Origin of the sequence: Streptomyces sp. NPDC001599 (assembly GCF_042893535.1) — a bacterium.
Lineage (GTDB): Bacteria > Actinomycetota > Actinomycetes > Streptomycetales > Streptomycetaceae > Streptomyces.
The window spans coordinates 315913-339117 of sequence record NZ_JBIAVA010000005.1 but is presented as its reverse complement, the minus strand read 5'-3'; the positions used below and the strand labels follow the sequence as shown (position 1 = coordinate 339117).

Here is a 23205-nt window from a genome sequence, read left to right as displayed (position 1 = left end):
CCGTCGGCCCCGTCGGTCCGGTCAGACCATGGAGCGAAGTCCACGGAGTACCTCCTGCAACAGGTCGAAGTCGGGCTGGTCGTCGAGCGCGGCGACCGGGCTGGAGAGGTGGCCGGAGTCCATCAGCGAGGAGACGAGGATGCGCACCGTGGAGGGCGGCAGCTCCAGCGCGGCGGCGATGTCGGCGACGGCCAGGCCGCCGTCCGCGCCGGCGAACAGCCGCATCACCCGGCGGGCGTCCGGGCCGAGGGTGTCCGTGGGGCCGGTCGCGGCGATGACCACGCTCTCCAGGCGCACGTCCTCGCGCGCGCGGATCCGGCCCCCGGTGCGGACGTAGGGCCGGACCATGTCGGGATCGCGCCGCGGCCCGCTCATACCGGTTGGCCGCCGTCCGCGACCGGCACGCGCTCCTCCGTGGCCAGCTCGTGTCCCACCCGGGTGGCGAGCCGCACCATGTGGTGCGAGATCAGCCCGACGTCGGCGTCGGGGCCGGTCGTGCACACCGACAGCATGGTGTTCTTGGCGGCGGTCGTCGTCAGGCCGATGCAGCCGACCGACTCGATCAGCAGCTGCCGCATCCCCGCGCCGCCGGTGAACTCGTCCCAGGCCTTGCCCGCCGCGCGCAGCGCCGCCGTCAGCGCGGCGAACTTCTCCCCGTCGTCCTGGCCGATCGTCTGCGTACGGGCCTTCAGCAGTCCGTCGCTGCTCATCAGCACGGCGTACCGGACGCCCTCGACGCTGCCGAGTTCCTGGTCCAGCAGCCAGCCCAGGCCGTTGGTGTGTGTGTCTTGCACGATCAGTGTCCTTCGTCGTCAGCGGCGTCGTGGGGGGTGGTGCGGGCGGCGGTGTGGGTGGGGGTCGGCGAGGGCTGCTCCCCGTCGCGGCCGCGGCGGGTCCCGGCCGCCCAGGCGGCGGCGACGGCGGGACGCCCGGGCTCGGTGTCGTCGGGGGCGGCCGGGCGCCGCGCGGGGGCGGGCGCGGCGGAACGCCGGCGGACGGTCAGGCCGCTGGCGGTGGTGGAGGTGGGTGTGGAGGTGGGCGTGGAGGTGGCTGGGTCGGATACGGCTCCTGCGGCCGGGGCTCCGCCGGGGGAAGCCGCAGGCGCAGCGGCGGGCTCGGCGGCCGCGGCGGACGCCACGGTTGCATCGGGCGCGACGGGGGACGCGGCCACCGCTTGGGCCACCGGAGCCGCTTGGGTCACCTGGGCGGCCACAGGAGCCGCAGGGACCACCGGTGCCGCGGGCGCCACCGAAGCCGCAGGGACCGCCGGGGCTGCCTGGGCCGGTTGGGGCGCCTGGGCGGCAGGCCTCGGTACCGGCTGGGCCACCGCGGGGTCGACGATCAGGTTCTTCGGCAGGACGACCATGGCCCGGGTCCCCTGGTAGATGTTGGGCGCGGTCAGCTCGACGCGGAAGCCGTAGTTCTCCGCCAGCAGGGACGCGACGCGCAGCCCCGTCTGGGGGTGGGCGCCCAGGCGTGTGATGTCGTCGCGCTGTTCGCCGGACATCACGTCACTGGCCCACAGCAGCCGCTCGTCGTCCATGCGCAGTCCCGCGTCGTCCACGATCAGGAAGCACGCGTGGTGCCCCTGTTCCAGCGAGACGTGGACACTGGCGGCGGGCGGCGAGTAGCGCAGCGCGTTGTCCAGCAGTACGGCGAGCGCGTGCACGACCGCCTCCACGGCGCGGCCCTCGACCACCACGGACCCCATCTCGGGGTGCTTGATCCGCTCGTAGCCCTCGATCCGGCCCATGGCCGCGCGCACGATGTCGGTCAGCGTGGTGGCGGGCCAGCGCCGGGACAGCTTGTCCCCGGCGAGCACGGAGTACCCCGACGCCGTGAGCAGCATCTGCTGCGTGAGGTGGTCGATCTCCACGAGCGTCGCGTACGCCTCGTCCGAGATGTGCCGCCGTACGCCCTGGCTGACGGCCCGGCCGAGCCGTGCGGAGCGGGCCACGACGTTGTTGGCGAAGCCGCGCACGGCGGCCCGGGCCACGCCGACGGACTCGCGGCGGGCCTGGGCGATCTGCCGCTCGGTGTCCTGCCGTAGCCGCTCGGCGGCGTGGACCGCGGCCCGTTCGGCGGCCGCCCGCTCCTCGGTCCGTACGTCGCCCACCGCCGAGGCCACCGCGCCGGGCACGGCACGCAGCCGCTCGGCGAGCGGTGTCCCGTCGAGCTGCGCCGGCACGAGCAGACCGCCCTCGGGGCCCGCGCCGCCGGGCCCGCCCTTCGCCGCCGCCGGGATCACGGTGGCCGCGAGGTGTCCCACGCACTGCTCCGCCGCGACGAGTTGCAGGGTCAGCCGGTCGGCGTGCTCGCGCAGCTGCTCACCACGGCGCCGGGCCTGCTCGGCCTTGCGCCGGAAGTACCACGCGGCCCCGGCTCCGGCCACCGCCAGCACGGCGGTGGCGGTCACTATCAGTTCAGTCATCAGGTCCTCACGGATCGGAAGCCGTCGGTGTGGGCGAGGTGGCCGAGGCGGGCCGGCGCGCAGGGGCGGGGCGCCGGCCGGCCCGATGACGACCGGGCTCTCAACAGGCCGGAGCGGACCGGTGTCTCCCACGGTCGTCCCGTGCCGCGGAGTCGGCAGCGACGCGGTCGACGGCGAAGGCGCACGACATGGATCTCCCGGGAACAGGCGAGGGCCGGTACGAGGGCCGGTACGAGCAGGGGGTGCCGATGACGCGGACTCGAGACGGAGCGGGACCGTGCGTCCCGAGGCGCCTCGAACTCCCGTATCCGCGACCGGCGTTCGGCATACGGAAGGGGACCATACCGCTTGTGCTCACGTTGTGCTGATGCACGGTGCCGGACTCGTGATCACGGCCTGGAAGCGCCGGGGCTTTGGCGCGAAAAATGCGCCGATGAGGACCGAACCACTGTGGCTGAAAAGGGAGTTGGCCCGCCGGACGGAGTCCTGGTAAAGGCTCAGTCGTTGTCGGAGAGGCGCTTCAGCCACTCGCCGAGCAGCCGCTGCTCCGCCTCGCTGAGCACCGTCTGCTCGGGGAGGGAGGCGCGCAGCGCGCGGGCGGCGCCCTCGGGGCCGGCGTCCCGCACGGCAGGACGTTCGTGGGTGACGGCGGCGACCATGGACTCGCGCAGGGTGGTGAACAGAGCGGGATCGCGCCGGTCCTCGGGCAGGGACAGCCAGGTGAGCACCGCGCCGCGTGCCGTGGCGTGGATGATCTGGGCCGCCAGCTCCTGGTCCACGCGGAGCCATCCGCCGGTGGCGAGCCGCCGCATGCGGGCCATCAGGATCTCCATGCCGGCCTTGAAGGCGGCCGAACCCGTCCGCGCCGGTTCGGTGTACATCAGCGTGTACAGCGCGGGATTGGCCAGACCGAACTCGACCGCCAGGTCCCAGCCGTCCCGCAGGTCCTCGATGGGATCCGGCGGATCGGGGTCGACGTGCTTGGTGGCGAGAAAGCTCGCGAAGCCGTGCTCGGCGACCGCGTCGAGCAGCCCGTCCTTGTCGCCGAACAGCCGGTAGATGGCCGGCGGCTGAAGCCCCGCCGCCTCGGCGACCGCCCGCGTGGTGACGGCGTCGCGGCCGCCGCGCGTCAGCAGGCCGATGGCGGCCTCGATGACCCGCTGCCGGGTCTGGTCGGAACGAGAGGGCATGCGGCCAACGATACCGGTTTGGTGTTGCCATCGTGATTATCGCTGTTACCGTAGAAGTGATTCCACTGGAAACAGAATCTTGGAGCGAGTCATGATCATCGTTACCGGAGCCACCGGACAGCTGGGCAGTCGGATCGTCGAGCACCTGCTCGCCCGCGTACCGGCGCAGCAGGTCGGCGTTAGTGTCCGCGACCCGGGCCACCCGGGGGCGCGGGCCTTCGCCGACCGAGGGGTGCGGGTGCGCAGGGGCGACTTCACGGACGCCGAGAGCCTCGCCCACGCCTTCGAGGGCGCCTCCCAGGTCCTCGTCGTCTCCGTGGACAAACTGGGCGAGGAGTGCGTCAAGCGGCACCGCACCGCGATCGAGGCGGCCGTCACGGCGGGCGCCCGCCGCATCCTCTACACCAGCCAGATGGGCGCCGGCGTGGCGTCCCACTTCCAGGCCTGCCGCGACCACGCCGCCACCGAGGAGATCCTGCGCGGCTGCGGAGTCCCCTTCACCTCACTGCGCAACGGCTTCTACGCCGCCAGCGCGACGCGCTTCCTCGGCCACGCCCTGGAGACCGGCGAGATCCGGCTCCCCGCGGACGGCCCGGTCGCCTGGACCACGCACGCCGACCTCGCCGAGGCGACCGCCGCCGTCCTGGCCGACGAGGGCCGCATCGAGGGGCCGACACCGCCCCTCACCGCCTCGCGGGCACTGACCTTCGACGACATCGCGGCCCTCGCCACCGAGGTGACGGGCCGGGAGTTCACGCGGAGCACCGCACCCGAGGCCGCCTTCCGCGACCAGCTGCTGGCCCAGGGCGTCCCCGAGCAGTACGCCGACCAGTTCCTCGGCATCTTCGCCGCCGCCCGCGCCGGCGAGTTCGCCACGACCGACCCGACGCTGGCCGCGCTGCTGGGCCGGGAGCCCGTCGGAATGCGGGAGGTGCTGGGGGAGGCGCTGCGGCAGGCGCCGGACGGGCCGTCGTCCGCGGGCTGATCCGGTCAGCGGGGCGGGAGCCGGGCTGCCCTCGCCGCTCCCGCCACCCTCCGCCCTCTTCGCCCCTCCGTTCCGTTCCGTTCCGTTCCGTTCCGTCAGGATCCGGAGCTCAGCTGGTCCGTGATCTCCTTGATCCAGTCGTCCTTCTTCGCCGGATCCATCAGGCTCGCCTCCCACGTCGCCTGATCCGTCCCGTGGTCCTCGGGACCGGCCTTGAGCACTACGAGCAGGTCCATGGCGGAGCGGCGCAGTTCCGGCTGGGTGTCGGGCCGAGAGAGCATGCCGTAGAGCTTCTTCGCCGCCAGCTGGCGCTTGTACGCCGAGATCTTCTTCCACACCTTCATGGCATGCTTCAGCGATTCCCAGGTGGGCAGGGCCTCCGGTACGTCCTCGCCGTGCGGCGTGTAGCGCTCGGGGTGGTGTACCTCCTGGAAACGCCCGTAGCCCGACCGGGCTCCCTTGTAGGCGGCGACGCTGACGACGAGGCCCGCCCCCACCGCGGCGGTGATCCAACCGGCCGGGTTGGACGCCAGGCCCACGGTCGCGACGATGGCCACGGTCGCGATGCCGCCCGCGCCCTTCAGACCCTCGCCCACGCCGCCGCCCACCGACTCCTTGACGCCCTTGGAGACCTGCTTCCGCCTCGCGAACTTCTTGGTCTCGTTCACGGTCTTCGCGTCGTCCTTGGCGGCGAGGTAGGCGAGCTTGGCCTGGGCCTCGCGAAGCGCCGCCGCCTCGTAGGCGGTCGCGGCGGCGTGGAGGGCCTCGTCCCACCCCTCCCGCGGGTGGCCCTGGTCCCTCTCCGCCTGCAGTGCCAGGACCGCGTTGTGCGCCTCCACGGCGCGCGGCTCCTCGGCCTCCCACGCGGTCTTCAGACTGTTGATCGTTCCGGCGTGGACGGCTTCGGCGTTCGGGAGCTTCCCCAGGTCACGGTACTTGCGGATCGCTCCACTGGTCTTGAAGACGGCACGCACGCTCTTCGCCACACCGGCGACGGCGCTGAGAACACCGCTCGCCTCGGTCGCGGCCACGGTGCTCGCCACTCCCTGGACCTTGAGCGTCTCCTTGGCCATGGTGCCCACGTTGGCGCCCGTACTGAGGACGCTCACGCCCGCGTCGCCCCCCTTGACCTTGGCCTTCCTCCGCGCGTTGTGGAAGCCGGCCCCCGTCTTCTTCCGCAGGGCCGTCTTCAGGTTCCGGAACGAGTCCGCGACGCTTGCCCCCAGAGCGAGGAGCTCCGCGCCGGTGCTCAGCGACGCGCCGGAGACCCCCGCGGCGGCGGCGTCGTGCTTCAGGACGTCGGCGCCCGACCCGCCGCCGGTGTCCGTCTTCGGGGCGTTGGCGGCCATCTCGGTGGCCTCCTGGCCGAGGCCCGCGGCGGTGGGTGCCTGGAAGCCCTTGCCCAAGGCGTCCGCGGGGTCGAGGATCCTCTTTCCCTGGTCCGCGTTCTCGGCGACCGCCTTCAGGCGATCGGTCCTGACCTCCGCCTTGGTCTCGGCGGCGGCGCGTTCTTCGGAGCGGCGCGCTTCCTCCTCGGCGGGGGGTGCCGTCTCCTCGGCGGGGGGCGCAGCTGCCTCGGTCGGGGTGGTGCCTGTGTCGTCCCTGGTCGTGCCGGCGGGTTCCCGGGGGACGGTGGCCGCCAGCTCGGCGAGGCGAGCCTCCTCCGCGGCGGCGCGTTCGGCGGCGCGGCGTGCCGCTGCCGCGGCGGCGCGTGCTTCGGCGAGGCGTGCTTCCTCTTCGGCGGCACGGCGTGCTTCGTCCCTGGCCGTGTCGACGTGTTCCTGGAAGCGGGGGTCGACCTCCATGCCCCGGGTGCCGGAGTCGGAGCCGCGCCGGGTGAGGGCGGCGGGGTCGGGCCGGGTGTCGAGGTCGGAGCCGCGCCGGGTGCGGCCCGACGGGGTGAAGCGGGCCGCGAGGGCGGCACGGCGTGCTTCCTCGGCGGCACGCTCGGCGGCGGCGCGTGCCTCTTCCCGGGCAGCGTCGAGTTCTTCCTGGAAGTGGGCGTCGACCTCCATGCCCTGGGTGCCGGAGACCGAACCGCGCCGGGTGAGGGCGGCCGGGTCGGGCCGGGTGTCGAGGTCGGAGCCGCGCCGGGTGCGGCCCGACGGGGCGAAACGGGCCGCGAGGGCGGCGAGGCGAGCCTCTTCCGCGGCGGTGCGTTCCGCGGCAAGGCGCGCTTCCTCGGCGGCGGCGCGTGCCTCCTCCCGGGCGGCGTCGAGTTCTTCCTGGAAGCGGGTGTCGACCTCCATGCCCTGGGTGCCGGACACCGAGCCGCGCCGGGTGGGGGCGGCCGGGTCGGGCCGGGTGTCGGACTCGGAGCCGCGCCGGGTGCGGCCCGACGGGGTGAAGCGGGTCGCCGTGGTGGCCTCGGGCGGCGCGACGCGTTCCGGAGTACTGGTGGTGCCCCGGACTTCGGGGACGGCGGCGGACTGCCGGGTGCCGGAACCCGTGTCGAGCGGGGCGCGGTCGGCCAGATCGCCGGGGGCCGAGCCGCCTCGGGCGCGGCCGGCCGGGGCGCGTCGGGCGCCGGGCTCCGAGCCGGGCCGGGTGGTGTCGGCCCCCGGGGCCCGCTCCAGGGTCCTGCCCCGGGCGCGTTGCACCGTGGCGGTCGCCGCCTGGTTGCCGGCACTGGACTGGAGCCCGAGGAAGGCCTGCTCCGCCGAGGTCCCCGACCCGGGCGAACTCCCGGTCCGTCCTTCCTCCCGACGCTGCCGGGCCGCCGCCAGGGCGGTTGCGGAAGGCCGTTCGGAGGTGCGGTGGACAGGGGTGCTCATGGACATACCTCTCCTGCTGCCGGACCGGGCCACGCGAAGGTAGCCAGGCACGGCGAACAGCAGGGGTGCGGCAGGCGAACACCGTACGGACGCGTGCGGAACGTGCCAAGATCGCGCAGCGTCCGTCCCGTCGGCCCACCCGGGCACCGTGCTCAGCGGCACCCGGGCCCGAGGGACGGGCGGGCGGTCTCCTCGCGCCCGCGCCTGACGCCGTCAGCCGAGGGCGTAGGCCAGGAGGGCGGCCTCGAACACCACCAGCCCGATCAGATCGCCTCGCTTCCACAGCGGCCTGCGGGAAGCGATGACGGTCTCCACCCGGCCGGGCGCCGCCGGGTCGTAGCGGACCCTGACCGTGTCACCGGCCCGAGTCCCCCCAGGGACTTCGCTCTCGTTGGCGGAACAGGTCATCCTGCGCCCGTCCTCCGTCCGGAAGCTGAGGAGGAACGTGGGCCCGCCGCCCTGCACCCGCCACTCGCGGTCGTAGCAGCGCGCGTCCACCTCCACGCCCCGGGCCCGTACCAGCAGGCGCTTGCGGAGTGTCCAGACGAACGCGACGACACCGAGCACGGCGGGTATGAGGAGCAGGCGGTCGGAATTCACTGTCGGCCCTTCCGGAGGTCGGCGCGGATCCGAAAGATACCGGGAGTCGGTGCGGGCGTGCGGCCGCGGCCGGAACAGGACCTGAGGCCCCCTCAGCGGACCGGCACCGGTGCGGACGTCGGCCGCCACTCCCGCCTGATCAGCCCGTACACCCAGGAGTCGGACACCTCGCCGTCGACGACGCAGTCCTCGCGCAACGTCCCCTCGCGCACGAACCCGACCTTCTCCAGCACCCGGGCGGACGCCGCGTTGCGCGTGTCGGCCTCGGCCTGCACCCGGTTCAGATCCAGCGTGTCGAAGGCCCACCGCAGCAGGGCGTGCGCGGCCTCCGTCGCATAGCCGTGGCCCCACATCTCCTCGTCGAGGCAGTAACCCAGCGACGCGCTGCGGTAGACCGGGTTCCACTCGACCAGGCAGCACCAGCCGACGAAGGCGCCGTCGGAGGCCCGGTCGACGGCCACCCGCACGCCGGTGCCCTCGTCCGCCATCCTCCGGCACATCTCGACGAAGCGCCCGGCGCGGGCCCGCTCGGTCCACGGCGGCGAGTCCCAGTAGCGCATCACGTGCGCGCTGCTGTGCATGGCGTAGAGGGACTCCGCGTCGTCCTCGGCGAAGGGCCGCAGCCGCAGGCGATCGGTGTCCAGGGTGGGGGTGGCCAGAGTCATGGCCGTCATCCTGCGCCCTCACGGGGCGGGCGCGACAGCGAATATCCGACGAAGGGGCCGCTGGAACGGAATATCCGATGAAGGCGTCGCTGGAACGGAATATCCGGCGAAGGCGTCGCTGGAACGCCGGACCGGGCGCCGCGGCGTCGGCCTCCCGGGTGCCACGGCCTTGCCTCAGGCCGTCGGGTCCCAGAGCCCACCGGCCTCGCCGCGCGCGAGGTGCTCGGCGTAGACACCGACCTTCCAGGCGATGACGGACCGGCACTCCTCCAGCGCCTTGATCTGTGCGTCGACGCGCCGCTGATGGGTGTCGAGCAGCCGAAGCCGTTCCGCTTCGTTTCCGGGCCCCTGGCGCACCAGTTCGGCGAACCGCTTGAGGTCGGCCAGCGGCATGCCGGATTCGCGGAGCTTGACGCAGATCAGCAGCCAGTCGACGTCGAAGGAGCTGTACCGCCGCCTGCCGCCCGACGTGCGCCCGACCGGCCCGACGAGCAGACCCTCGCGCTCGTAGAAACGCAGGGCGTGCACGCTCAGTCCGGTCCGGTCGGCGACCTCGCCGATGCTCAGCGACTGCCCGGATACTTCGGTGCTGGTCACGCGGCTCACCCCTGGGCTTGATCTAGACCTTGCTCTAGATCGTAGCGTCGGCGGCATGACCCACACCGATCAGCAGCCGCTCAACTCGCCCTTCTCCGCCGCCAGCACCGCCGAGGACGTCATGGCCGGCCACGACCTCTCCGGCCTGACCGCCGTGGTGACCGGGGGCTACTCCGGGCTCGGCCTCGAGACCACCCGGGCCCTGACGGCCGCCGGGGCCCGGGTCCTCGTTCCCGCCCGCCGCCCCGACACCGCCCGAGACGCCCTGCGGGACGTGAAGGGCGGCGAGGTCGTCCCCATGGACCTGACCGACCTCGACAGCGTCCGTTCCGCCGCCGCGCACATCGGCGACCGTATCGACCGGATCGACCTCCTGATGGCCGTCGCCGGAGTCATGGCCACCCCGGAGCGACGCGTCGGGCCCGGATGGGAATTCCAGTTCGCCGTGAACCACTTCGGTCACTTCACCCTCGCCTGCGAGCTCTACCCGCTCCTGGCCGCCGCGGACGGCGCGCGTGTCGTGGCGTACAGCTCCGCCGGACACGCCATGACCGACATCCGCCGGCACGACCCGCACTTCCGCACCGGCTACGACAAGTGGCTGGCCTACGGCCAGGCCAAGACCGCCAACGCCCTGTTCGCCGTGCACCTCGACGCCCTCGGCAAGGACGACGGCATCCGGGCTTTCGCCCTTCATCCCGGCAAGATCATCACCGGCCTCCAGCGGGAGATGACGCTCCAGGAGCAGATCGACGCCGGCTGGGTGGACGAGCACCGCAACGTCGTCGCCGCCGACTTCAAGACCGCCTCCCAGGGTGCCGCCACCGGCCTGTGGGCCGCCACCTCCCCACTCCTCGACGGCCGGGGCGGCCTCTACCTGGCGGACTGCGACGTCGCCCGCGTCTTCGCCCCCGACATCCCCATGGACGACGACGGCGTACGCCCGCACGCCGTCGACCCCGACAGCGCGGCTCGCCTCTGGGACCTGTCCCTCACCGCGACGGGTGCGACGCCGACGACCCGGTGACCTCGCGGGGTCCAACGCGGACCCGCCGCCTTTCGTGCCGCGCCGAGCTCGCGGTCACCCTGAGGAAGACCCCCGTACTTCCTGGAGGTTGACCCGACGGCCGTCCGGGCCGGACGTCGTCCAGCCCCACCACGATCCCCGTCAGCCCCGACGGCACCGCCGCCGTCCCCGCCCGTATCGCGTATCGCCCCCGCACCGCGGGCCGGGGCGAAGGCCGCGCCGTCGTACGACGAAGCCGTGCCCAGACCCTCGCCGCGCAACGACGCGCCCGGCCTTGTCGACCGCGGTGACGTTCTCCGCGCGCTCGGCCCAACTCCGCGCCGACGACCGGGAACTGCCGGTCGAGACGGTCCGGCGCGAAGTTGACCAGGGTCGACGAGGTCCTCACCTGCTCGGTGACCGGCTCGAAGCAGCGGACCTCCCGAACGCCCGCCGTACGGGAGGCGGCGCGTGCCTGCTAGCAGAACTGCTTCGCGGTCGCCTGACCGAACCTGGCGAACGCCGCACGCGTTCCCGAGCCGGCGATACCGTCGATCTTGCCGGTGTACCCATAGTTGCCGTGCTTGAGGAAGTACTGGAGCCCCTTGATCGTGGCCGGGCCGACGATGCCGTCCGTGACGAGGTTCCGGTCCCAACTCCTGTTGAGGAACTCCTGCATCGCCTCCCAGCTCTTCGGGCCCAGGTACCCGTCCTCGGTGAGGTTGACGGTGGGCGAGGTGTTCAGGAAGCACTGGACGCCGGTGGCCTGGTACTTGGTGAGGCCGAGGTTGTTGTACGCGGCCGCCGCCGCGACCGCCGGCCTCGGGGCGGGTGAGGTGTCCGCCACGGCCGTGCCCGCGGTGGCGAGGCCGCCGGCGGCGATACCGACCGCGGCGGTGACGCCGACCAGCGTCCTGGTGAGAGCTCGCATGCTGTACTCCTCGATGTGACGTGCGCTTGAGGAAGCCGACCGTGGTGGCCGGCTCCACGACGAGACTGCGGGTTCGGCGGGATGCCCGGCCACAGGTGACGCGCAAGTGACCCCGTCCCGAGGCGTCCCACTCGATGACCTGCGCAGACGCCCAACTCCTTGTCCGTGTGGCGGGACTTCGACGACAGCGGGCACGGCGGCCTCGCGCCCGGCGCATGGGCGGCGGCAGGGCGGAGCCCCTGACGACTGGTGCAGAATGAGACCGGGAGACGGGGGCCGGGCCCGAGGTCCGGGACGCGAGTGGGGGAAGCGTGTCGCGCTGGAAGGAACTGCCCGCGGAACTGCATCCGCAGGTCCACCAGCTGATCGTGCGTCTGCGCAGGCTGAAGGACCACAGCGAACTGAGCACGCGGCGACTGGCGGTGAAGACCGGATACAGCGCGAAGTCGTGGCAGCGTTATCTGAACGGCAGGTCCCTGCCGCCCCTGGAAGCCGTCGAGGCGATGGCCCGCATCGGCGGTGACGATCCGGCCCGGCTGCTGGTGACGCACGAGATCGCCGCCCAACGCTGGGCGGAGGGGCGGACCGCCGCCACGGGCACGCCCGAGGACTCCTCCGCGACACCGCCGGAACACACCCCCACCGAGCGGCAGCCGTACGGGCGTCTTCTGCGCGTGGTGGTCGCGGCGGGTGCCGTGGTCACGGTGCTGTCCGTCTCCGCGGCCCTCCTGCTGGCCGTCCGGCTCACCGATGCCCGCGCCCAGCTCGCGCGCGACCGCGCCGACGCCGACGTGACGACTCCGGCCACCGTGTCGGCGTCCCTGGTGCCGGTGATCTACACCTGCCGACTGGAGCAGCGTGACGGCCGCTGGTACGCGGGCCTCAGCCGCACCAGGGACATCCTCCTGTCCAACACCCAGGTGGGGCTCGAAGTGGCCGAGGCCCAGTGCCTGCTGCGCCGTGCGGGCACCGCGCCGGGAGACATCGACGGCGTCTTCGGCCCGAAGACGCGGCGAGCGGTCGAACGTATGCAGAAGCAGAACGGCCTGATCGTGAACGGTGTCATCGACCCGCCCACCTGGCAGGCCCTGCGGGAGGTGGCGCCCAAGTGACCACGGAACACACACGGCTGGCAGCGGCGCTGCGGGAACTGCGGGCCCGCGCGGGCCTGAGCCTGGCGGCGCTGGCGGAGCGCACGCCGTACAGCAAGTCCTCCTGGGAGCGCTACCTCAACGGCAAGAGCCTGCCTCCCCGCCAGGCCGTACGGGAGCTGTGCGGCCTCGCGAACGAACCTGACGGGCGACTGCTCGCGCTGTGGGAGATCGCCGAATCGCACTGGAGCAGACGCGCGGTGGCCCCCGCACCCGCCCCTCCCACGGACGAGTCGCTGCGGGACCTCACCCAGGAGCCGCCACCGCCGGACGGGCCCCGGCGACCGCGACTTGGCCGAAGCAGGCTCCTGGTGGTGCTGGCGGCGGCGTACACCGTGGTCGTCGGCGGTGTCGCGGCCCTGCTGTTCCTCCTGCTGCCGGACTCGGAGACGGGGAAGGCCGAGCCGCTTCCGGCCTCCGTGCCGTTCTCCTTCGCGCCCCTGTGCCACGGAGCCGCCTGCGAGGGCCAGGACCCGATGCGCCTGATCTGCGGCGTCGGCCCCGACACCCTCGCCTCGTACCGCACGGCCACCGGCGCCCACGTCGAACTGCGCCACAGCGTGAAGTGCGGCGCGAGCTGGGCCCGGACCTGGGCGACCGAGATCGGCGACCGGGTGGACGTCACCGCGGGCGGCCCGACCCACGACGTGCGCATCGCGAACAAGGACGACGCGGCCACCTTCGTCTACACCGAGATGACCGAGGCCCACCCCGGCACCACCGTACGGGCCTGCTTCCGTCCCGCGTCGGTCGACGCCGACCCGGAGTGCTTCTCGGCCCGCGTGGGCGAGCCCACCACCACGGCCGCCCCGTCCTCACCCCGGTAGCGTCAGCCCTCTGGACGCCTCGGTCGTGGATTGGTGCACCGTACTGGCCGTCGTCCGCAGGGCCGGAGGATTCGGCGAGCCCTAGTAACTTCCCCGCCATATGGTGAGTTTGAGCGTGATGTATTCCTCCTCCGACCCACCTCTGACGTACTCGGCGAGGGCGATCAGCCCTGTTGGAGAGAGGACGCAGAACCGCGCACCGTTCTCCATGTACACCCTGTCCTGGAACCGGGTTACGGTGCTGCAGGTCTCGAAGGTGCCGCTTTCCTTGCGTTCCAGCAGGACCAGTTGTGCACCCTTGCCTACCTGTAGGTTCCCGTCGTACCAGTACAGCTCCTTGCCCTCATCCCTGGAGACCGGACGCAGGGGATCGTCGTCCAGATCGATCCCGTAGTCCGTAGCGATCTCCACCGTGGCCGCCCGGAACACCGCGGACGACTGGGTGTTGGCCGGTGTGGGCGAGGCGGAGTCGCCCGCGGCGGGCGAGGGATCGGCGGGGGCGGTCACCGTTGCTGTCGCCGTGACCGTGGCCGTGGCGGTGGTCGTGACCTGTACACCGGTCGGCGGCGTGACCAGAGCGGGCAGGCCGACGAAGCCGAGCGCGAGCCCGAGCAGACCCGTGATCGCGGAGATCCACGCCGCCAGTTCCCCGGGGCGACGCCTGCCCGGTGCCGGTCCCGGCCCCGGTGGCGGTACGGAGGGCCGGGGCGGCGTCGGTAAGGGAGCACCCGATGAACTGCTCACACGCCCCTCCACCCGGTCGTGTCGTGCCTTCTCATGGAAGCCATGGGCTCATTGTGGTGGCGACGACACGCTGAGACGAGTGTTCGTATACCCACTGTCACGACATTGCGACATGGCGGTCCGGCGAGGTCGTGGACCGTCCGGGGCCTCGGCGTCGCGGCACCGCGCGCCCCGTGTGACGGTCCTGGGTGCGCCAGCCCTGTCGGTCCGCTCTTTCATGACATCCACGAGCCTGCATACCTCAGCCCCCGAAAGCCCGCCACGACGGCGGGCCAGCCGGACGGTCGTCCGTCACGTGTGCCTCCATCGGCCATGTCCCGGCATCGACCACGTCCATTCGATGAGGACGGACACCCGCGATGGCTGGAGGTGGACGGCGGCGCCCGCTCACGAGGATGTGAGCTGAGCCAGGACGGCGGGGCGAAGTCTCCAGGGCGCAGTGCAGATCGCTCTCGAACGCCTGCCTTTCGCCCGGGAACCCGTGATCAGCGAGCAGGGCAGTTCTTATGTCACCGATGGTTTGCAGGGGCAGCGGCACGGACGCGCCGGCCTCCCTGTGTCTTCCTCCCTGTGAGTGGTGAAGTGCTGTAGCTGCTCGCGATCAGGAAGGCTCCTGTGAACCGTGGCGCACCGAGTCGACGAACTGACGCCAGGCTTGCGGCCTCACACCGAGCGTTGGCCCGCCGATGTGCTTGGAGTCGCGTATTAGGACAGCGTGTGACAGGTACGAACACTCGACGCACTCTGTCGTGTTGCCACCGCTGAACGACGACTTGAACCACGAAGGGCCAGGGACTGTCTGGAGGCGGGGGGACATTCACAGCTCCTTGCGGACGCGATGCATCAGGGCGGACGAAGCTTCCATGTCCAACGCTTGTGCGCGAAGGTACTCGAACGCAAGTCTGTACCTCTCCAGTTCTTCGTCCTTCTCGAGGAAGAGCGAGCCCGTGTGGAAGTCGACGTACACGACGTCGAGGGCGGGCTCGGTGCCGCCGATGATCACAAAGCTGCCAAGGGCCGCGGAGTGCGCGCCTTTGGAGAAGGGCAGCACCTGAAGCGTGACGTGCGGAGATTCGTTCGCTTCAAGCAGTCGGCCGAGTTGTTCCTTCATGGCCTCAGGTGACCCCACCACCCGGCGGATTACGGACTCGTCGAGGATTGCCCACAGCCGTGGTGGCTCCGGTCGGCTGAGGATCTCCTGCCGCTTCATGCGGATGTCGACCAGCCGTTCAATCTCGGACGGCTCCAGCGGTACCTCGTTCGCCTTCTGCAACGCGGTGCTGTAGGCGCGAGTCTGCAGAAGGCCGGGGACGTAGACGCAGGAGAAGTGGTTCTCGCGGACAGCGTCGTCCTCCAGCGTCAGCAGCAGGTTCATGCTCTCTGGGATGGAGTCGGCGAACGAGCTCCACCAGCCCTGCTGCTTGGCATCCTTGGCCAGCCTGACAACTGCCTCCCGCTCGGTATCGGACGCTCCGTACTCGCGGCACAGAGCGTCGACGACGATCCACTTGACAGGGCCGGCCTGCGTCTCGTACCGGCTGACCGTCGCCTTCGATACACCTACCAGCCGTCCGGCTTCCTCCAGTGTCATCCCCGCGTGAGCGCGCAACTTGCGGAGCGTTGCGCCCAGTTGACGGCGTCGGGTGGTGGTCCTTGCGGGCATGCGACTCCTTTGTGCAGAGCCCCCATGCACCTGCCCGGGGGCGTGAACAGGCTAGGCATCGCGGCAGGCGGCTCACTATGAGATTCACTCGATCGAGATTGATGAGAAGTTACACAGTGAGATTTCTCTGTGCCATCCTCTGGTTACGGGCCGCTACGCAATGCAACCGTGAGGTCACGGTGGGCGCAGCTGAGTGTGGCGGGGAAGGAGTGCTCATGCCTGGTACTGACGCCACGGGGCGCGAACGTCGCTGTGTTCTGCCTTTTGAGGCGGTGCCGTCGGAAGTGCGGCTGCTTCGGAGAGCTGCCGTTGCCCAACTCACCCAGTGGGGCGTCGCGGTAGCTTGCGATGAGGCGCAACTCGTCGTCACGGAACTGGCGACGAACGTCATCAAACACGTGGGCGAGGGTGCGTCGGCGACTCTGATCCTGGAGTGGAAGGACAGACGGCTTCGAGTGGAGATGCATGACAAGAGCGGATCGCTGCCCATCCTGCGAGCCGCCGACTGTGACGCCGAATGCGGCCGTGGTCTGCACATGCTCGTGGCCATGTCGCTGGACTGGGGAGCCATGACCACGGCCGTGGGCAAGGCGGTCTGGTGCGAGATCGGACTGGGTTCCGAGGGGATGTGCCGTCGAGTCGACCGTGCCGTGCTGGCCCTTGAGGCTTATCAAGGCTTCCGCGGCACGGTGCTGGAAGGGCGCCCCCGCGAGGCGGCTCTTGCGGAGTCGGTGATCGAGCTGATCGCCGACCTGCTGCACTGGACGTCGGGGCGCGGCCTGGCTCCGGATGACGTGCTGGACCAGGCTCAGATGCACTACGAGGCGGAAGAGGAAGCTGCCTAGTGTCCGTCGGTCTCGCTGTTCGGCTTGCGCATCAGCTCCCGGAGGGCATCAGGCGTGCGCCAGGATTCTCCGGGACGGGCCCTGTGACACATGCGGTGACAGTTCGCACACAGGCACGCGAGGTCGTCCAGCCGGGTCTCCCCTTCTCCGGAGATGTGAAGGGGGGTGAGGTGATGGACCTCGATGTAGTCCTCGCCCAGTTCCCCGTACGTGTCAGTGAAACTGAACGCACAGACTTCGCATCGGAGTGCAGCACCCTGACGCCGGATGTGCTTGATCTTCTGAGCTCGGAGGCGAGGGTTTCGCTCGCGAGCAAGGGCCCGTCGGACGAGGAGGCGCCCCTCAATGGCGGAGGCGCCCGTTTCGTCGACTTCATCGGGTTGTGCGGGAAGCAGGTGCAGCTCGCCAGAGCCGATGCCATCCTCAATGGCCTGGGCAGCCTGGAGCATCTCAGCTTCCCGGCTGATGAAGGCTTGGATCATGAGCAGCGTCGGCCTGCCGCACCGGGTCGCTTTGCCGACGTAATCCGGGTGGTTTGTCATGAAATCGGTTGTCTTGCGGCTGACGCTGTCAACGGACCTGAAGGATGGCAGCGTGCGCGCCTGAGGTTCGTGCAGTGGCAGCGATCGAAGCAGTTCCGACAGCTTCTGGACCTCGAGATCCCCCGTACGCAGTTCGCGCCAGCCGTTCCGCGCAACGAGGGCTCCGGCCAGCACGAGTTCGTCCTCACTCCAGGCAGGTATCCGCATGTGGAATATCGTATGAGTGTTCGTTGTGGTGTGAGGCACGTGCAGCGAACCGAGAGACGTACTGCAAACTTGGTCAGGTCTCGTTGTTGTCAGTGGGGTCTGTCACCCTCAGTGATGGTGGACTGCAAAGTGTGTCTGCCGCTGCACGACTGTAAGGAGGGGGCATGACCCGCACAACTGAACCGAAGCCCGCGACGGAGGAGCAAAGGGAACCGGCCTTCACGTCGATCGAAATCTGTGCAGGTGCCGGCGGTCAGGCCATCGGACTGCATCAGGCCGGGTTCGGTCACCTCGCGCTGGTGGAGATCGACGAGTACGCGGTCAAAACGCTACGCCTCAACATCGAAGAGCATGAGGTGTGGTCCTGGGAGCGGGAACACTGCGACGTCCTGTCGGCTGACGTCACGAAGTTCGAGCCCCACCAGGATCTGGACAAGGGTGCCGACCTGCTGGCGGAGAAGGGGTTGGATCTCCTGGCCGGCGGTGTGCCGTGCCCGCCCTTCTCTCACGCGGGCAAGCAACTGGGGAAGCACGACGAACGTGATCTGTTCCCTCGCATGCTGCAACTGGTCGAGAAGTTGAAGCCTCGAGCAGTGATGATCGAGAACGTCCGAGGGATCATGGACCCGAAGTTCGCGGACTACCGGGACTGGATCAGGGCTCGACTTGAGGGAGGCACGTACCGGGCGGACGACGGACAGACGGTACGTGAGGATGGACTCGGATACACCGTCTGTAAATGGGATGTTCTGGAAGCTAGCGACTTCGGCGTTCCTCAGCTTCGTCCGCGTGCCATCCTCGTCGCCTTCCGTGGTGACGTCATCGAGGACCTCAAGTATGAGTGGCCCACCCCCACTCATGAGGACCCGGTCAGTGTCGCAGAGAGCCTTGAACCATCCATGCGAGAGCGATACGGGCGGTACTTCAACGGCGTGCATGGGGAACGTGCCCGCGAGAGGTTCGACCGCTGGCTTGAAAAGGCTCGCGAACGTGACGCCGAACTCAAAGGCAAGGGCGGAGGTATCGCCCCAACGCTCGTCGGCGGCTCGAAGAAGCACGGTGGCGCAGACCTCGGGCCCAGCCGTGCCAAGGCGGCCTGGAAGCAACTCGGAATCTCGGGCATGGGCGTCGCCAACGACATCGAGGCATGCGAAGAGAAAGCCAGCGAAGAGCGGGACCTCTTCAGGCCTGATGGCCCGATGCTCACGGTTCGGCAGGCTGCTGTCATCCAGGGATTCCCGCCGGAATGGGACTTCTCGGGCGGAAAGACTGCGCAGTACCGTCAAGTGGGGAACGCGTTCCCGCCCCCCGTGGCCCGAGCTGTCGGCAAGTCGATCATCGAGGTGCTCAAGGCGGCCCGAGAGCGTGACGGGAAGGACTGACTAGCTGCTCGGCATGTCTTTTCGTCCTGCGTTGCGATGCCTTTCCACTTCTGCAGCGATATGGGCGGCACATTCCTCTGGCGCTTCGTGCTCCCAGAATCTGAGCACCGTCCAGCCCTCCGCTGTGAGGCGCTGGTCGGTGTCCCGATCACGAGCCATGTTCCGCGCGACCTTGTCCGACCAGTAGCCAGAGTTGGTTTTGGGCGCTACGTAGTGCTCAGGGCACCCGTGCCAGTAGCAGCCGTCAACGAAGACAGCGACCTTCGCCGGACGGAAGACCATGTCAGCCGTCCGGCGAAGCTTGGGAAGCGGTCGGGCAGCCACTCGATATCGCAACCCCTGCGCGTGAACCAGTTGCCTGATCAGGCGTTCGGGTGTGGTGTCCCGACTGCGGATCGCCTGCATGTTGCGCCGCCGCGCGGCCGAGGAGGCCCAGGAGCCGACGGGTGGCACCCAGGTGTCAGCGCCGGCAGGTGCGTCTGTCGGCGTGTCCCTGTCGCTGTCTGCCTGGTCAGGCTTCTTCTTCACCAGTGACCCTCGGTAGGCGTGGTGCTGGCACCGCCAGGTCATCCGGCCCGGCAAGGACCCAGTGGCGTCCTTCCAGCTCAACAGATGGGCGGTCGCCATGGTGAGGCATGGCTTCAGCTACCCGGAAGCTTACAAACTCCCCTCGTTGGGGAACTTCTGCCCCGATGCGGCGTGCAATATCCTGATGTTTGCTATAGGGCCCGGCAATTACGATGCCGTCCTTGCGGAGCACCGTTCGTGCCCGTCCGTCACCTTCCCGTAGGCGTGCCATGTAATCCAGTTGCTTTGCAGCGGTTCGGATGGCGCCGCGTCCGATACGGCGATTCTGGACCCTTCGGAACAGTTCGTTTACTCGCTGCTGCCCCTTTCGGGGCCCTTCAAGGAGGATCTGCTTGCGCGTGGCATCGTCTAGATGGAGCAGTACATTTTCGGGAAGTTCCGCCTCGTGCCAGAGCCAGTGCACCTTATCCATACGATGCTCTGCTTTCAGGGTCAGCTTCTTGTCCCGGTTTCTGCCTGTATTGAGCCACTCTTCGCGCACGCGGAAGATGCCGGCGCTCCACTTGCTCTTCAGGTCATCGGCCCATACGAGAAGACAAAGGTGCCCCATGGCCTCAGGCGGGATCATCCATTTACCAAAGTCTTGAGAGAACTTGCAGTCCACGTCCACGCCCAGAATCTGGTAATCCATGGGGTGCTCGCCGTGTGACCCTACGTCGGCACCGTCGTCGAACTTGAACTCACGCTGCAAGTTGATCTCGACCAGAGTGCCCGCGTGGGTCTTCTCGGTTTTGTAGAGTTCCTCCCAGGCGTATCGGCCAGTCGCCTCTCCGTTCAGCAACTGGTCGATCGTGTCGCGAAGGACAGCGGCGAACCTCTTACCGTCACGATCGCGTGAGAGGATATACTCGGCAACCTTCTTTACATCGGAATCCTGTGCAATCGACTCGTGCTGCGCAATCCAACCAGCCGCTTGGGGACTGATGTCTTCGTCGAAGGGAAGCAATTCCGCTCCTAGGGTGTCAGTGGACGTGGTCAGCGAATTGTGTGCAGGCCCTTGGCGCAGGATGATGACGAAGCCGCCCTCAGCTGGGCGCCTGCAACTCGGGTGGCATGCGCCCCGCACTCATGAGGACTGCGGCACCGCCACGGTGGCGTCGTTGCTGAAGCGTGAGTCCTTCGCCCGGAAGCGCACCAGACGGCGGTCTGCGTTGGTGGCCGACTTTGGTGGGACCAAGGTGAACGCCATGACGACCTTGGACGGGTCGGCAACCCCGTTACGGACGGCACCCCGGACGCTGTCGTTGCTGCCCCCCTCCACAACCGGGTAGACCAGCGCCACGCCGGTCCTGGGGCCGATCTCCCCTCCAGATCCGGCAGCAGCCTCGTTAATGAGCCGTTGTGCTGTGGTGCGATGCTCGACGCTGGCGATGCGGCCGAAGGAGCTCTTGCCGTCCTGAATACTCCGTCGGACGAGAGACAGCGGGGCCGAGCCAAGAACGCTGGCCTCGATGCGATTGTCCGAGGCGAGCCGAGGCGAGATGAGAAGCCAGTCATCGACCTTTGCGAGGGTGCCGTCGAGCTGGCGGAGGTAAGTCAGGTGAGGGTCGAAGTACTGGGGCCGCTCCCATTCCAGTTGGGACAGCACTCCGATCAGATCCCCATGCGACAGAGTGGCCGTGAGGGCGGTGAACGTCCGGGTGAGTGTGCTTGAGGAGTCCGGAGGATTGCTGAAGGACTGAGGTGTACTGCCCAGCGCATGCAAGAGCGGTCGCCAGCGCTCGGTGTTGCGCTTGTTGGTGGCGCTGTTCAGAGGGTAGGCGGCGGGCTCGATAAGCCGGCCCGGCGACCGGATCTCCACGAGTTCCGCGTTGAACATCTTGTTCCGCGCTGAGGGCTTCAGCCAGGGCAGGTGCTGGGCTACCAAGGGTGGGATCTGAACGGGCGTGACCTGAGGCTTGCCGTCCACTACTTCGGAGTACTGAGCAAGCTGCTCCCGGAAGCTCTCCTCATCGCGACAGACGGCTTCGTATGCCTCGTAGAGGTCGACATGTTTTTCACGGCCAAAGGGCTCTTCACGGCCGATGTACAGCCGAACGAGGTCTCGGTATCCAGGGCGGAAGCCAAACCACCGCCCCATCTGCATGAGGGTGTCGGCTTGCTGAGTGGTTCGGCGATAGTAGGTGACGGTGAGCCCTTCGACGGTGAAACCGCGGGACAGTTTGGTACCACCCACGAGGATCTTCCAGACGTTCGGTGTCCGGTCGAAGTCAAGGTCGAGTTGGGCGAAATAGCGGTCAGTGTCCCCGTTCACGACAACGACCGGATTGCCTCCGCTGCCGATGCGCTGGCGCGCGGCGTGGACGTACGGGCGCAGTTCGACGTACGACGAGGGTGCGGGAAGGCTGCTTGCGCGTGCTGCTGTTACGGGCGCGAAGTCGGCTTCCCAAAGTGTGGCAAGACGATCATGTCCTGCCGCGGAGCTGTAGCCCGCCTGATGCCACAGTGAATTGATACGAAGCGCGAGGTCGGCGTGATCATCCTGACGTACTGACTCGTGAGCGAGCATGGTGTGATGCCGGAACGCTGCGCCGGGCACGCTATGGTCTGCCCGATAGAGCTTCAGGGCGCCAGACAGGACGAAGGCGTCCATGGCCTCCTGAAGTCTGTCGTCCCCTGAGTCGTAGATGCCCCGTACGTGTGCCTTCTCCTGTGAGTTGGCATAAGTGCGCTCTTCCGCAGGGACAGGCGAGTTGAGGTCGTGGAAGTCCTGGACACCCATGTACCCGGCTGGACGGGGCAGCGAGATCAGGAAATCGCTGGGGAATATATCCATGTCGTCGCCGGGGTCGACGAAGACGTTGGCGAAGGGGGTCGCCGTGTACCCGACGTACTGGGCTCGCGGCAGCAGTCCCAAGAGCTTGGATATCAAGCCGTTGATGGCTGTGCGCTCAGTGCTTCCGCGTTCCCACTTCTTCGGGTCCGAAGTGTTCACTGATGCCTGATCCGACTCGTCGTCGATGATGAGGGCCGGAAGCTCTCCCAGGATGCCGTGGATCTGCTTGAGATCTTTGACAAGTTTGGTGAGGACGGACTTGTTCTTCTTCACGACAAGGATTCGTGCCGCTGCATGGTGGATGTTCGCCGGATCATGCAACGGACGTGTGGGGATGCGCTTCTCAAACTCCAGTGCCCGGATACCCTGGGCAAGGCTCTTATAGTCGTTCTCCCGTGTCGTCAGCCGCTCGATGTCGAACGCGCCCAGCGCGGACGGACGGCCGCCGTGGCGCACGAACTCAGGCCAACCTTCGTCGTCACCCACGTAGTCCACCCCGACCAGGGAGTCCACGTCGGCGATGTCAGCCCCACGCAGGATGTTCTCCTGGCCGATCAGTTCCATGTCCAGTCGCCGCTGGGTCTGGGCACGGAGGAGGTTGAGGGTTCCGCCGAGAACAATGACGAGACGGTACCCTGCATCAATGGCCTTGGCAGTCACTCCCGTGAAGTTTGCTGTCTTTCCGGACTGCACGTAGCCGACAACCAGGCCCTTCGCTTGACGGGCCGATTCCTGCTCAGGATCAGTGAGCCGTTCTACGACTGAACGGCTCGCCTGATCGAGGCTGGCGATGGCGGTTTCGGACCATCCTTTGTCACGGAGCTTCTGCTCGTAGGAGGTCCAGTAGAAGCATCTGGCCGCTGCACGTTCAGGGGTGTACCACGGAATGAATTCCCGGGTGATGACGGTCTCGCCCGGGATGTTGGGTACAGGGACTGCTTCATCCAGGGCCTTGCGGAGTTCATTTCCGAAGTGGAGGCGTTCGTATATCACGACGCGCCGTTCCTCGGTGCGGGCGCCGGTGCCTTCGCCCCAGGAAGGACTGTCCGCAAAATCCCAGGCAGTGAGGTGGCGGGACCAGAGCGCGATCAGGGTTTCGTCACCGCTGATGAGAAGCGACCGGAAGAGTTCCTCCCCCAGGTCTGCATCCGGCTGGCGGTCCTCTGCGGCGAGTGCTGCCCATCTCTGAAAGGGGCGCGGCAGGATGCTCATACCCGCCAGGGCGTCGGCGTGGATGTCAAGGAGCACGCCAGGGAGAGTGTTGGTCATCTCTTTCCTCGTTCAGGGGCCGGAGCGGGCGT

General features: G+C 68.9%; 22 protein-coding genes. 6 read left to right on the top strand and 16 right to left on the bottom strand.

Annotation, left to right across the window (positions count from 1 at the left end; genetic code table 11):
• Window positions 1-21 precede the first annotated feature (21 nt).
• From ACFYZ3_RS16400 to ACFYZ3_RS16385, 4 genes are all read right to left on the bottom strand, one after another.
• Window positions 22-375, bottom strand: a complete 354-nt coding sequence (locus ACFYZ3_RS16400; RefSeq protein WP_388517556.1) for a DUF742 domain-containing protein — start codon at window positions 373-375, stop codon at window positions 22-24.
• The gene (locus ACFYZ3_RS16395; protein ID WP_388517553.1) at window positions 372-794 is read right to left on the bottom strand and encodes a roadblock/LC7 domain-containing protein; all 423 of its coding nucleotides are present in this window, start codon (window positions 792-794) and stop codon (window positions 372-374) included. Before ACFYZ3_RS16395 ends, ACFYZ3_RS16400 begins: the two co-directional genes overlap by 4 nt.
• 2 nt (window positions 795-796) lie before the next feature.
• Entirely contained in the window at window positions 797-2431 is a 1635-nt protein-coding gene (locus ACFYZ3_RS16390; protein ID WP_388517550.1) for an ATP-binding protein, read from the bottom strand.
• Window positions 2432-2928: 497 nt separating this feature from the next.
• Window positions 2929-3621: a TetR/AcrR family transcriptional regulator gene (locus tag ACFYZ3_RS16385; protein WP_388517547.1), complete on the bottom strand. Its 693-nt coding sequence runs from the start codon at window positions 3619-3621 to the stop codon at window positions 2929-2931.
• A gap of 91 nt (window positions 3622-3712) precedes the next feature.
• Between ACFYZ3_RS16385 and ACFYZ3_RS16380 the strand changes: the two genes are divergently transcribed.
• Window positions 3713-4606: an SDR family oxidoreductase gene (locus ACFYZ3_RS16380; RefSeq protein ID WP_388517544.1), complete on the top strand. Its 894-nt coding sequence runs from the start codon at window positions 3713-3715 to the stop codon at window positions 4604-4606.
• A 95-nt stretch (window positions 4607-4701) separates the two neighbouring features.
• On the opposite strand, the gene ACFYZ3_RS16375 is transcribed toward ACFYZ3_RS16380, so the two are convergent.
• The 4 genes from ACFYZ3_RS16375 to ACFYZ3_RS16360 all read right to left on the bottom strand — a co-directional run bounded on the left by ACFYZ3_RS16375 (window position 4702) and on the right by ACFYZ3_RS16360 (window position 9242).
• Window positions 4702-7380, bottom strand: coding sequence for a hypothetical protein (locus tag ACFYZ3_RS16375; RefSeq protein WP_388517541.1), 2679 nt, complete (start codon window positions 7378-7380; stop codon window positions 4702-4704).
• A gap of 213 nt (window positions 7381-7593) precedes the next feature.
• Window positions 7594-7980, bottom strand: coding sequence for a DUF3592 domain-containing protein (locus tag ACFYZ3_RS16370; RefSeq protein ID WP_388517538.1), 387 nt, complete (start codon window positions 7978-7980; stop codon window positions 7594-7596).
• Window positions 7981-8072: 92 nt separating this feature from the next.
• Window positions 8073-8645, bottom strand: coding sequence for a GNAT family N-acetyltransferase (locus ACFYZ3_RS16365; protein ID WP_388517535.1), 573 nt, complete (start codon window positions 8643-8645; stop codon window positions 8073-8075).
• Window positions 8646-8819: 174 nt separating this feature from the next.
• On the bottom strand, window positions 8820-9242 hold the full coding sequence (locus ACFYZ3_RS16360; protein WP_388517532.1) for a MerR family transcriptional regulator: 423 nt from the start codon (window positions 9240-9242) through the stop codon (window positions 8820-8822).
• Window positions 9243-9297: 55 nt separating this feature from the next.
• Between ACFYZ3_RS16360 and ACFYZ3_RS16355 the strand changes: the two genes are divergently transcribed.
• On the top strand, window positions 9298-10269 hold the full coding sequence (locus tag ACFYZ3_RS16355) for an SDR family NAD(P)-dependent oxidoreductase (protein ID WP_388517529.1): 972 nt from the start codon (window positions 9298-9300) through the stop codon (window positions 10267-10269).
• Window positions 10270-10726: 457 nt separating this feature from the next.
• On the opposite strand, the gene ACFYZ3_RS16350 is transcribed toward ACFYZ3_RS16355, so the two are convergent.
• Complete coding sequence (locus tag ACFYZ3_RS16350; protein ID WP_388517526.1) at window positions 10727-11179, bottom strand: peptidoglycan-binding protein; 453 nt, start codon at window positions 11177-11179, stop codon at window positions 10727-10729.
• A 311-nt stretch (window positions 11180-11490) separates the two neighbouring features.
• Between ACFYZ3_RS16350 and ACFYZ3_RS16345 the strand changes: the two genes are divergently transcribed.
• Together ACFYZ3_RS16345 and ACFYZ3_RS16340 are read left to right on the top strand one after the other, a co-directional pair.
• Complete coding sequence (locus ACFYZ3_RS16345) at window positions 11491-12291, top strand: peptidoglycan-binding protein (RefSeq protein ID WP_388517524.1); 801 nt, start codon at window positions 11491-11493, stop codon at window positions 12289-12291.
• A complete protein-coding gene (locus ACFYZ3_RS16340) occupies window positions 12288-13157 on the top strand; it encodes a helix-turn-helix domain-containing protein (RefSeq protein WP_388517521.1) in 870 nt (289 codons plus the stop codon). The genes ACFYZ3_RS16345 and ACFYZ3_RS16340 overlap by 4 nt, the downstream gene beginning before the upstream one ends.
• A gap of 81 nt (window positions 13158-13238) precedes the next feature.
• On the opposite strand, the gene ACFYZ3_RS16335 is transcribed toward ACFYZ3_RS16340, so the two are convergent.
• The 3 genes from ACFYZ3_RS16335 to ACFYZ3_RS16325 form a co-directional block, all read right to left on the bottom strand.
• Entirely contained in the window at window positions 13239-13901 is a 663-nt protein-coding gene (locus tag ACFYZ3_RS16335; protein WP_388517518.1) for a hypothetical protein, read from the bottom strand.
• A gap of 601 nt (window positions 13902-14502) precedes the next feature.
• The gene (locus ACFYZ3_RS16330) at window positions 14503-14718 is read right to left on the bottom strand and encodes a DUF397 domain-containing protein (protein WP_388517515.1); all 216 of its coding nucleotides are present in this window, start codon (window positions 14716-14718) and stop codon (window positions 14503-14505) included.
• Entirely contained in the window at window positions 14719-15564 is an 846-nt protein-coding gene (locus ACFYZ3_RS16325; RefSeq protein ID WP_388517513.1) for a helix-turn-helix domain-containing protein, read from the bottom strand.
• A gap of 215 nt (window positions 15565-15779) precedes the next feature.
• Between ACFYZ3_RS16325 and ACFYZ3_RS16320 the strand changes: the two genes are divergently transcribed.
• The gene (locus ACFYZ3_RS16320) at window positions 15780-16409 is read left to right on the top strand and encodes an ATP-binding protein (RefSeq protein WP_388517510.1); all 630 of its coding nucleotides are present in this window, start codon (window positions 15780-15782) and stop codon (window positions 16407-16409) included.
• On the opposite strand, the gene ACFYZ3_RS16315 is transcribed toward ACFYZ3_RS16320, so the two are convergent.
• Window positions 16406-17158 carry an HNH endonuclease gene (locus ACFYZ3_RS16315; RefSeq protein WP_388517507.1) on the bottom strand — a complete coding sequence of 251 codons (753 nt, stop codon included), beginning with the start codon at window positions 17156-17158 and terminating at the stop codon, window positions 16406-16408. The two genes, ACFYZ3_RS16320 and ACFYZ3_RS16315, sit on opposite strands and share 4 nt — an antisense overlap.
• Before the next feature lie 164 nt (window positions 17159-17322).
• Here ACFYZ3_RS16315 and ACFYZ3_RS16310 point away from each other — a divergent pair, with 164 nt between their 5' ends.
• The gene (locus ACFYZ3_RS16310; RefSeq protein ID WP_388517504.1) at window positions 17323-18540 is read left to right on the top strand and encodes a DNA cytosine methyltransferase; all 1218 of its coding nucleotides are present in this window, start codon (window positions 17323-17325) and stop codon (window positions 18538-18540) included.
• Here ACFYZ3_RS16310 and ACFYZ3_RS16305 read toward each other — a convergent pair whose 3' ends face one another.
• From ACFYZ3_RS16305 to ACFYZ3_RS16295, 3 genes are all read right to left on the bottom strand, one after another.
• The gene (locus ACFYZ3_RS16305) at window positions 18541-18945 is read right to left on the bottom strand and encodes a very short patch repair endonuclease (RefSeq protein WP_388517885.1); all 405 of its coding nucleotides are present in this window, start codon (window positions 18943-18945) and stop codon (window positions 18541-18543) included.
• Between the two features lie 106 nt (window positions 18946-19051).
• Window positions 19052-20074: a NaeI family type II restriction endonuclease gene (locus ACFYZ3_RS16300; protein ID WP_388517501.1), complete on the bottom strand. Its 1023-nt coding sequence runs from the start codon at window positions 20072-20074 to the stop codon at window positions 19052-19054.
• Window positions 20075-20194: 120 nt separating this feature from the next.
• On the bottom strand, window positions 20195-23173 hold the full coding sequence (locus ACFYZ3_RS16295; protein WP_388517498.1) for a Z1 domain-containing protein: 2979 nt from the start codon (window positions 23171-23173) through the stop codon (window positions 20195-20197).
• Window positions 23174-23205 lie beyond the last annotated feature (32 nt).

What these genes read in the sequence shown, in the direction of transcription:
- ACFYZ3_RS16380 (WP_388517544.1), top strand. Translation starts at nt 3,713, where the DNA reads ATGATCATCGTTACCGGAGCCACCGGACAGCTGGGCAGTCGGATCGTC.
- ACFYZ3_RS16305 (WP_388517885.1), bottom strand. Translation starts at nt 18,945, where the DNA reads ATGCAGGCGATCCGCAGTCGGGACACCACACCCGAACGCCTGATCAGG.
- ACFYZ3_RS16315 (WP_388517507.1), bottom strand. Translation starts at nt 17,158, where the DNA reads ATGCGGATACCTGCCTGGAGTGAGGACGAACTCGTGCTGGCCGGAGCC.
- ACFYZ3_RS16325 (WP_388517513.1), bottom strand. Translation starts at nt 15,564, where the DNA reads ATGCCCGCAAGGACCACCACCCGACGCCGTCAACTGGGCGCAACGCTC.
- ACFYZ3_RS16365 (WP_388517535.1), bottom strand. Translation starts at nt 8,645, where the DNA reads ATGACTCTGGCCACCCCCACCCTGGACACCGATCGCCTGCGGCTGCGG.
- ACFYZ3_RS16320 (WP_388517510.1), top strand. Translation starts at nt 15,780, where the DNA reads ATGCCTGGTACTGACGCCACGGGGCGCGAACGTCGCTGTGTTCTGCCT.
- ACFYZ3_RS16295 (WP_388517498.1), bottom strand. Translation starts at nt 23,173, where the DNA reads ATGACCAACACTCTCCCTGGCGTGCTCCTTGACATCCACGCCGACGCC.
- ACFYZ3_RS16355 (WP_388517529.1), top strand. Translation starts at nt 9,298, where the DNA reads ATGACCCACACCGATCAGCAGCCGCTCAACTCGCCCTTCTCCGCCGCC.
- ACFYZ3_RS16385 (WP_388517547.1), bottom strand. Translation starts at nt 3,621, where the DNA reads ATGCCCTCTCGTTCCGACCAGACCCGGCAGCGGGTCATCGAGGCCGCC.
- ACFYZ3_RS16350 (WP_388517526.1), bottom strand. Translation starts at nt 11,179, where the DNA reads ATGCGAGCTCTCACCAGGACGCTGGTCGGCGTCACCGCCGCGGTCGGT.
- ACFYZ3_RS16390 (WP_388517550.1), bottom strand. Translation starts at nt 2,431, where the DNA reads ATGACTGAACTGATAGTGACCGCCACCGCCGTGCTGGCGGTGGCCGGA.
- ACFYZ3_RS16375 (WP_388517541.1), bottom strand. Translation starts at nt 7,380, where the DNA reads ATGAGCACCCCTGTCCACCGCACCTCCGAACGGCCTTCCGCAACCGCC.
- ACFYZ3_RS16330 (WP_388517515.1), bottom strand. Translation starts at nt 14,718, where the DNA reads ATGTCCCCCCGCCTCCAGACAGTCCCTGGCCCTTCGTGGTTCAAGTCG.
- ACFYZ3_RS16400 (WP_388517556.1), bottom strand. Translation starts at nt 375, where the DNA reads ATGAGCGGGCCGCGGCGCGATCCCGACATGGTCCGGCCCTACGTCCGC.
- ACFYZ3_RS16310 (WP_388517504.1), top strand. Translation starts at nt 17,323, where the DNA reads ATGACCCGCACAACTGAACCGAAGCCCGCGACGGAGGAGCAAAGGGAA.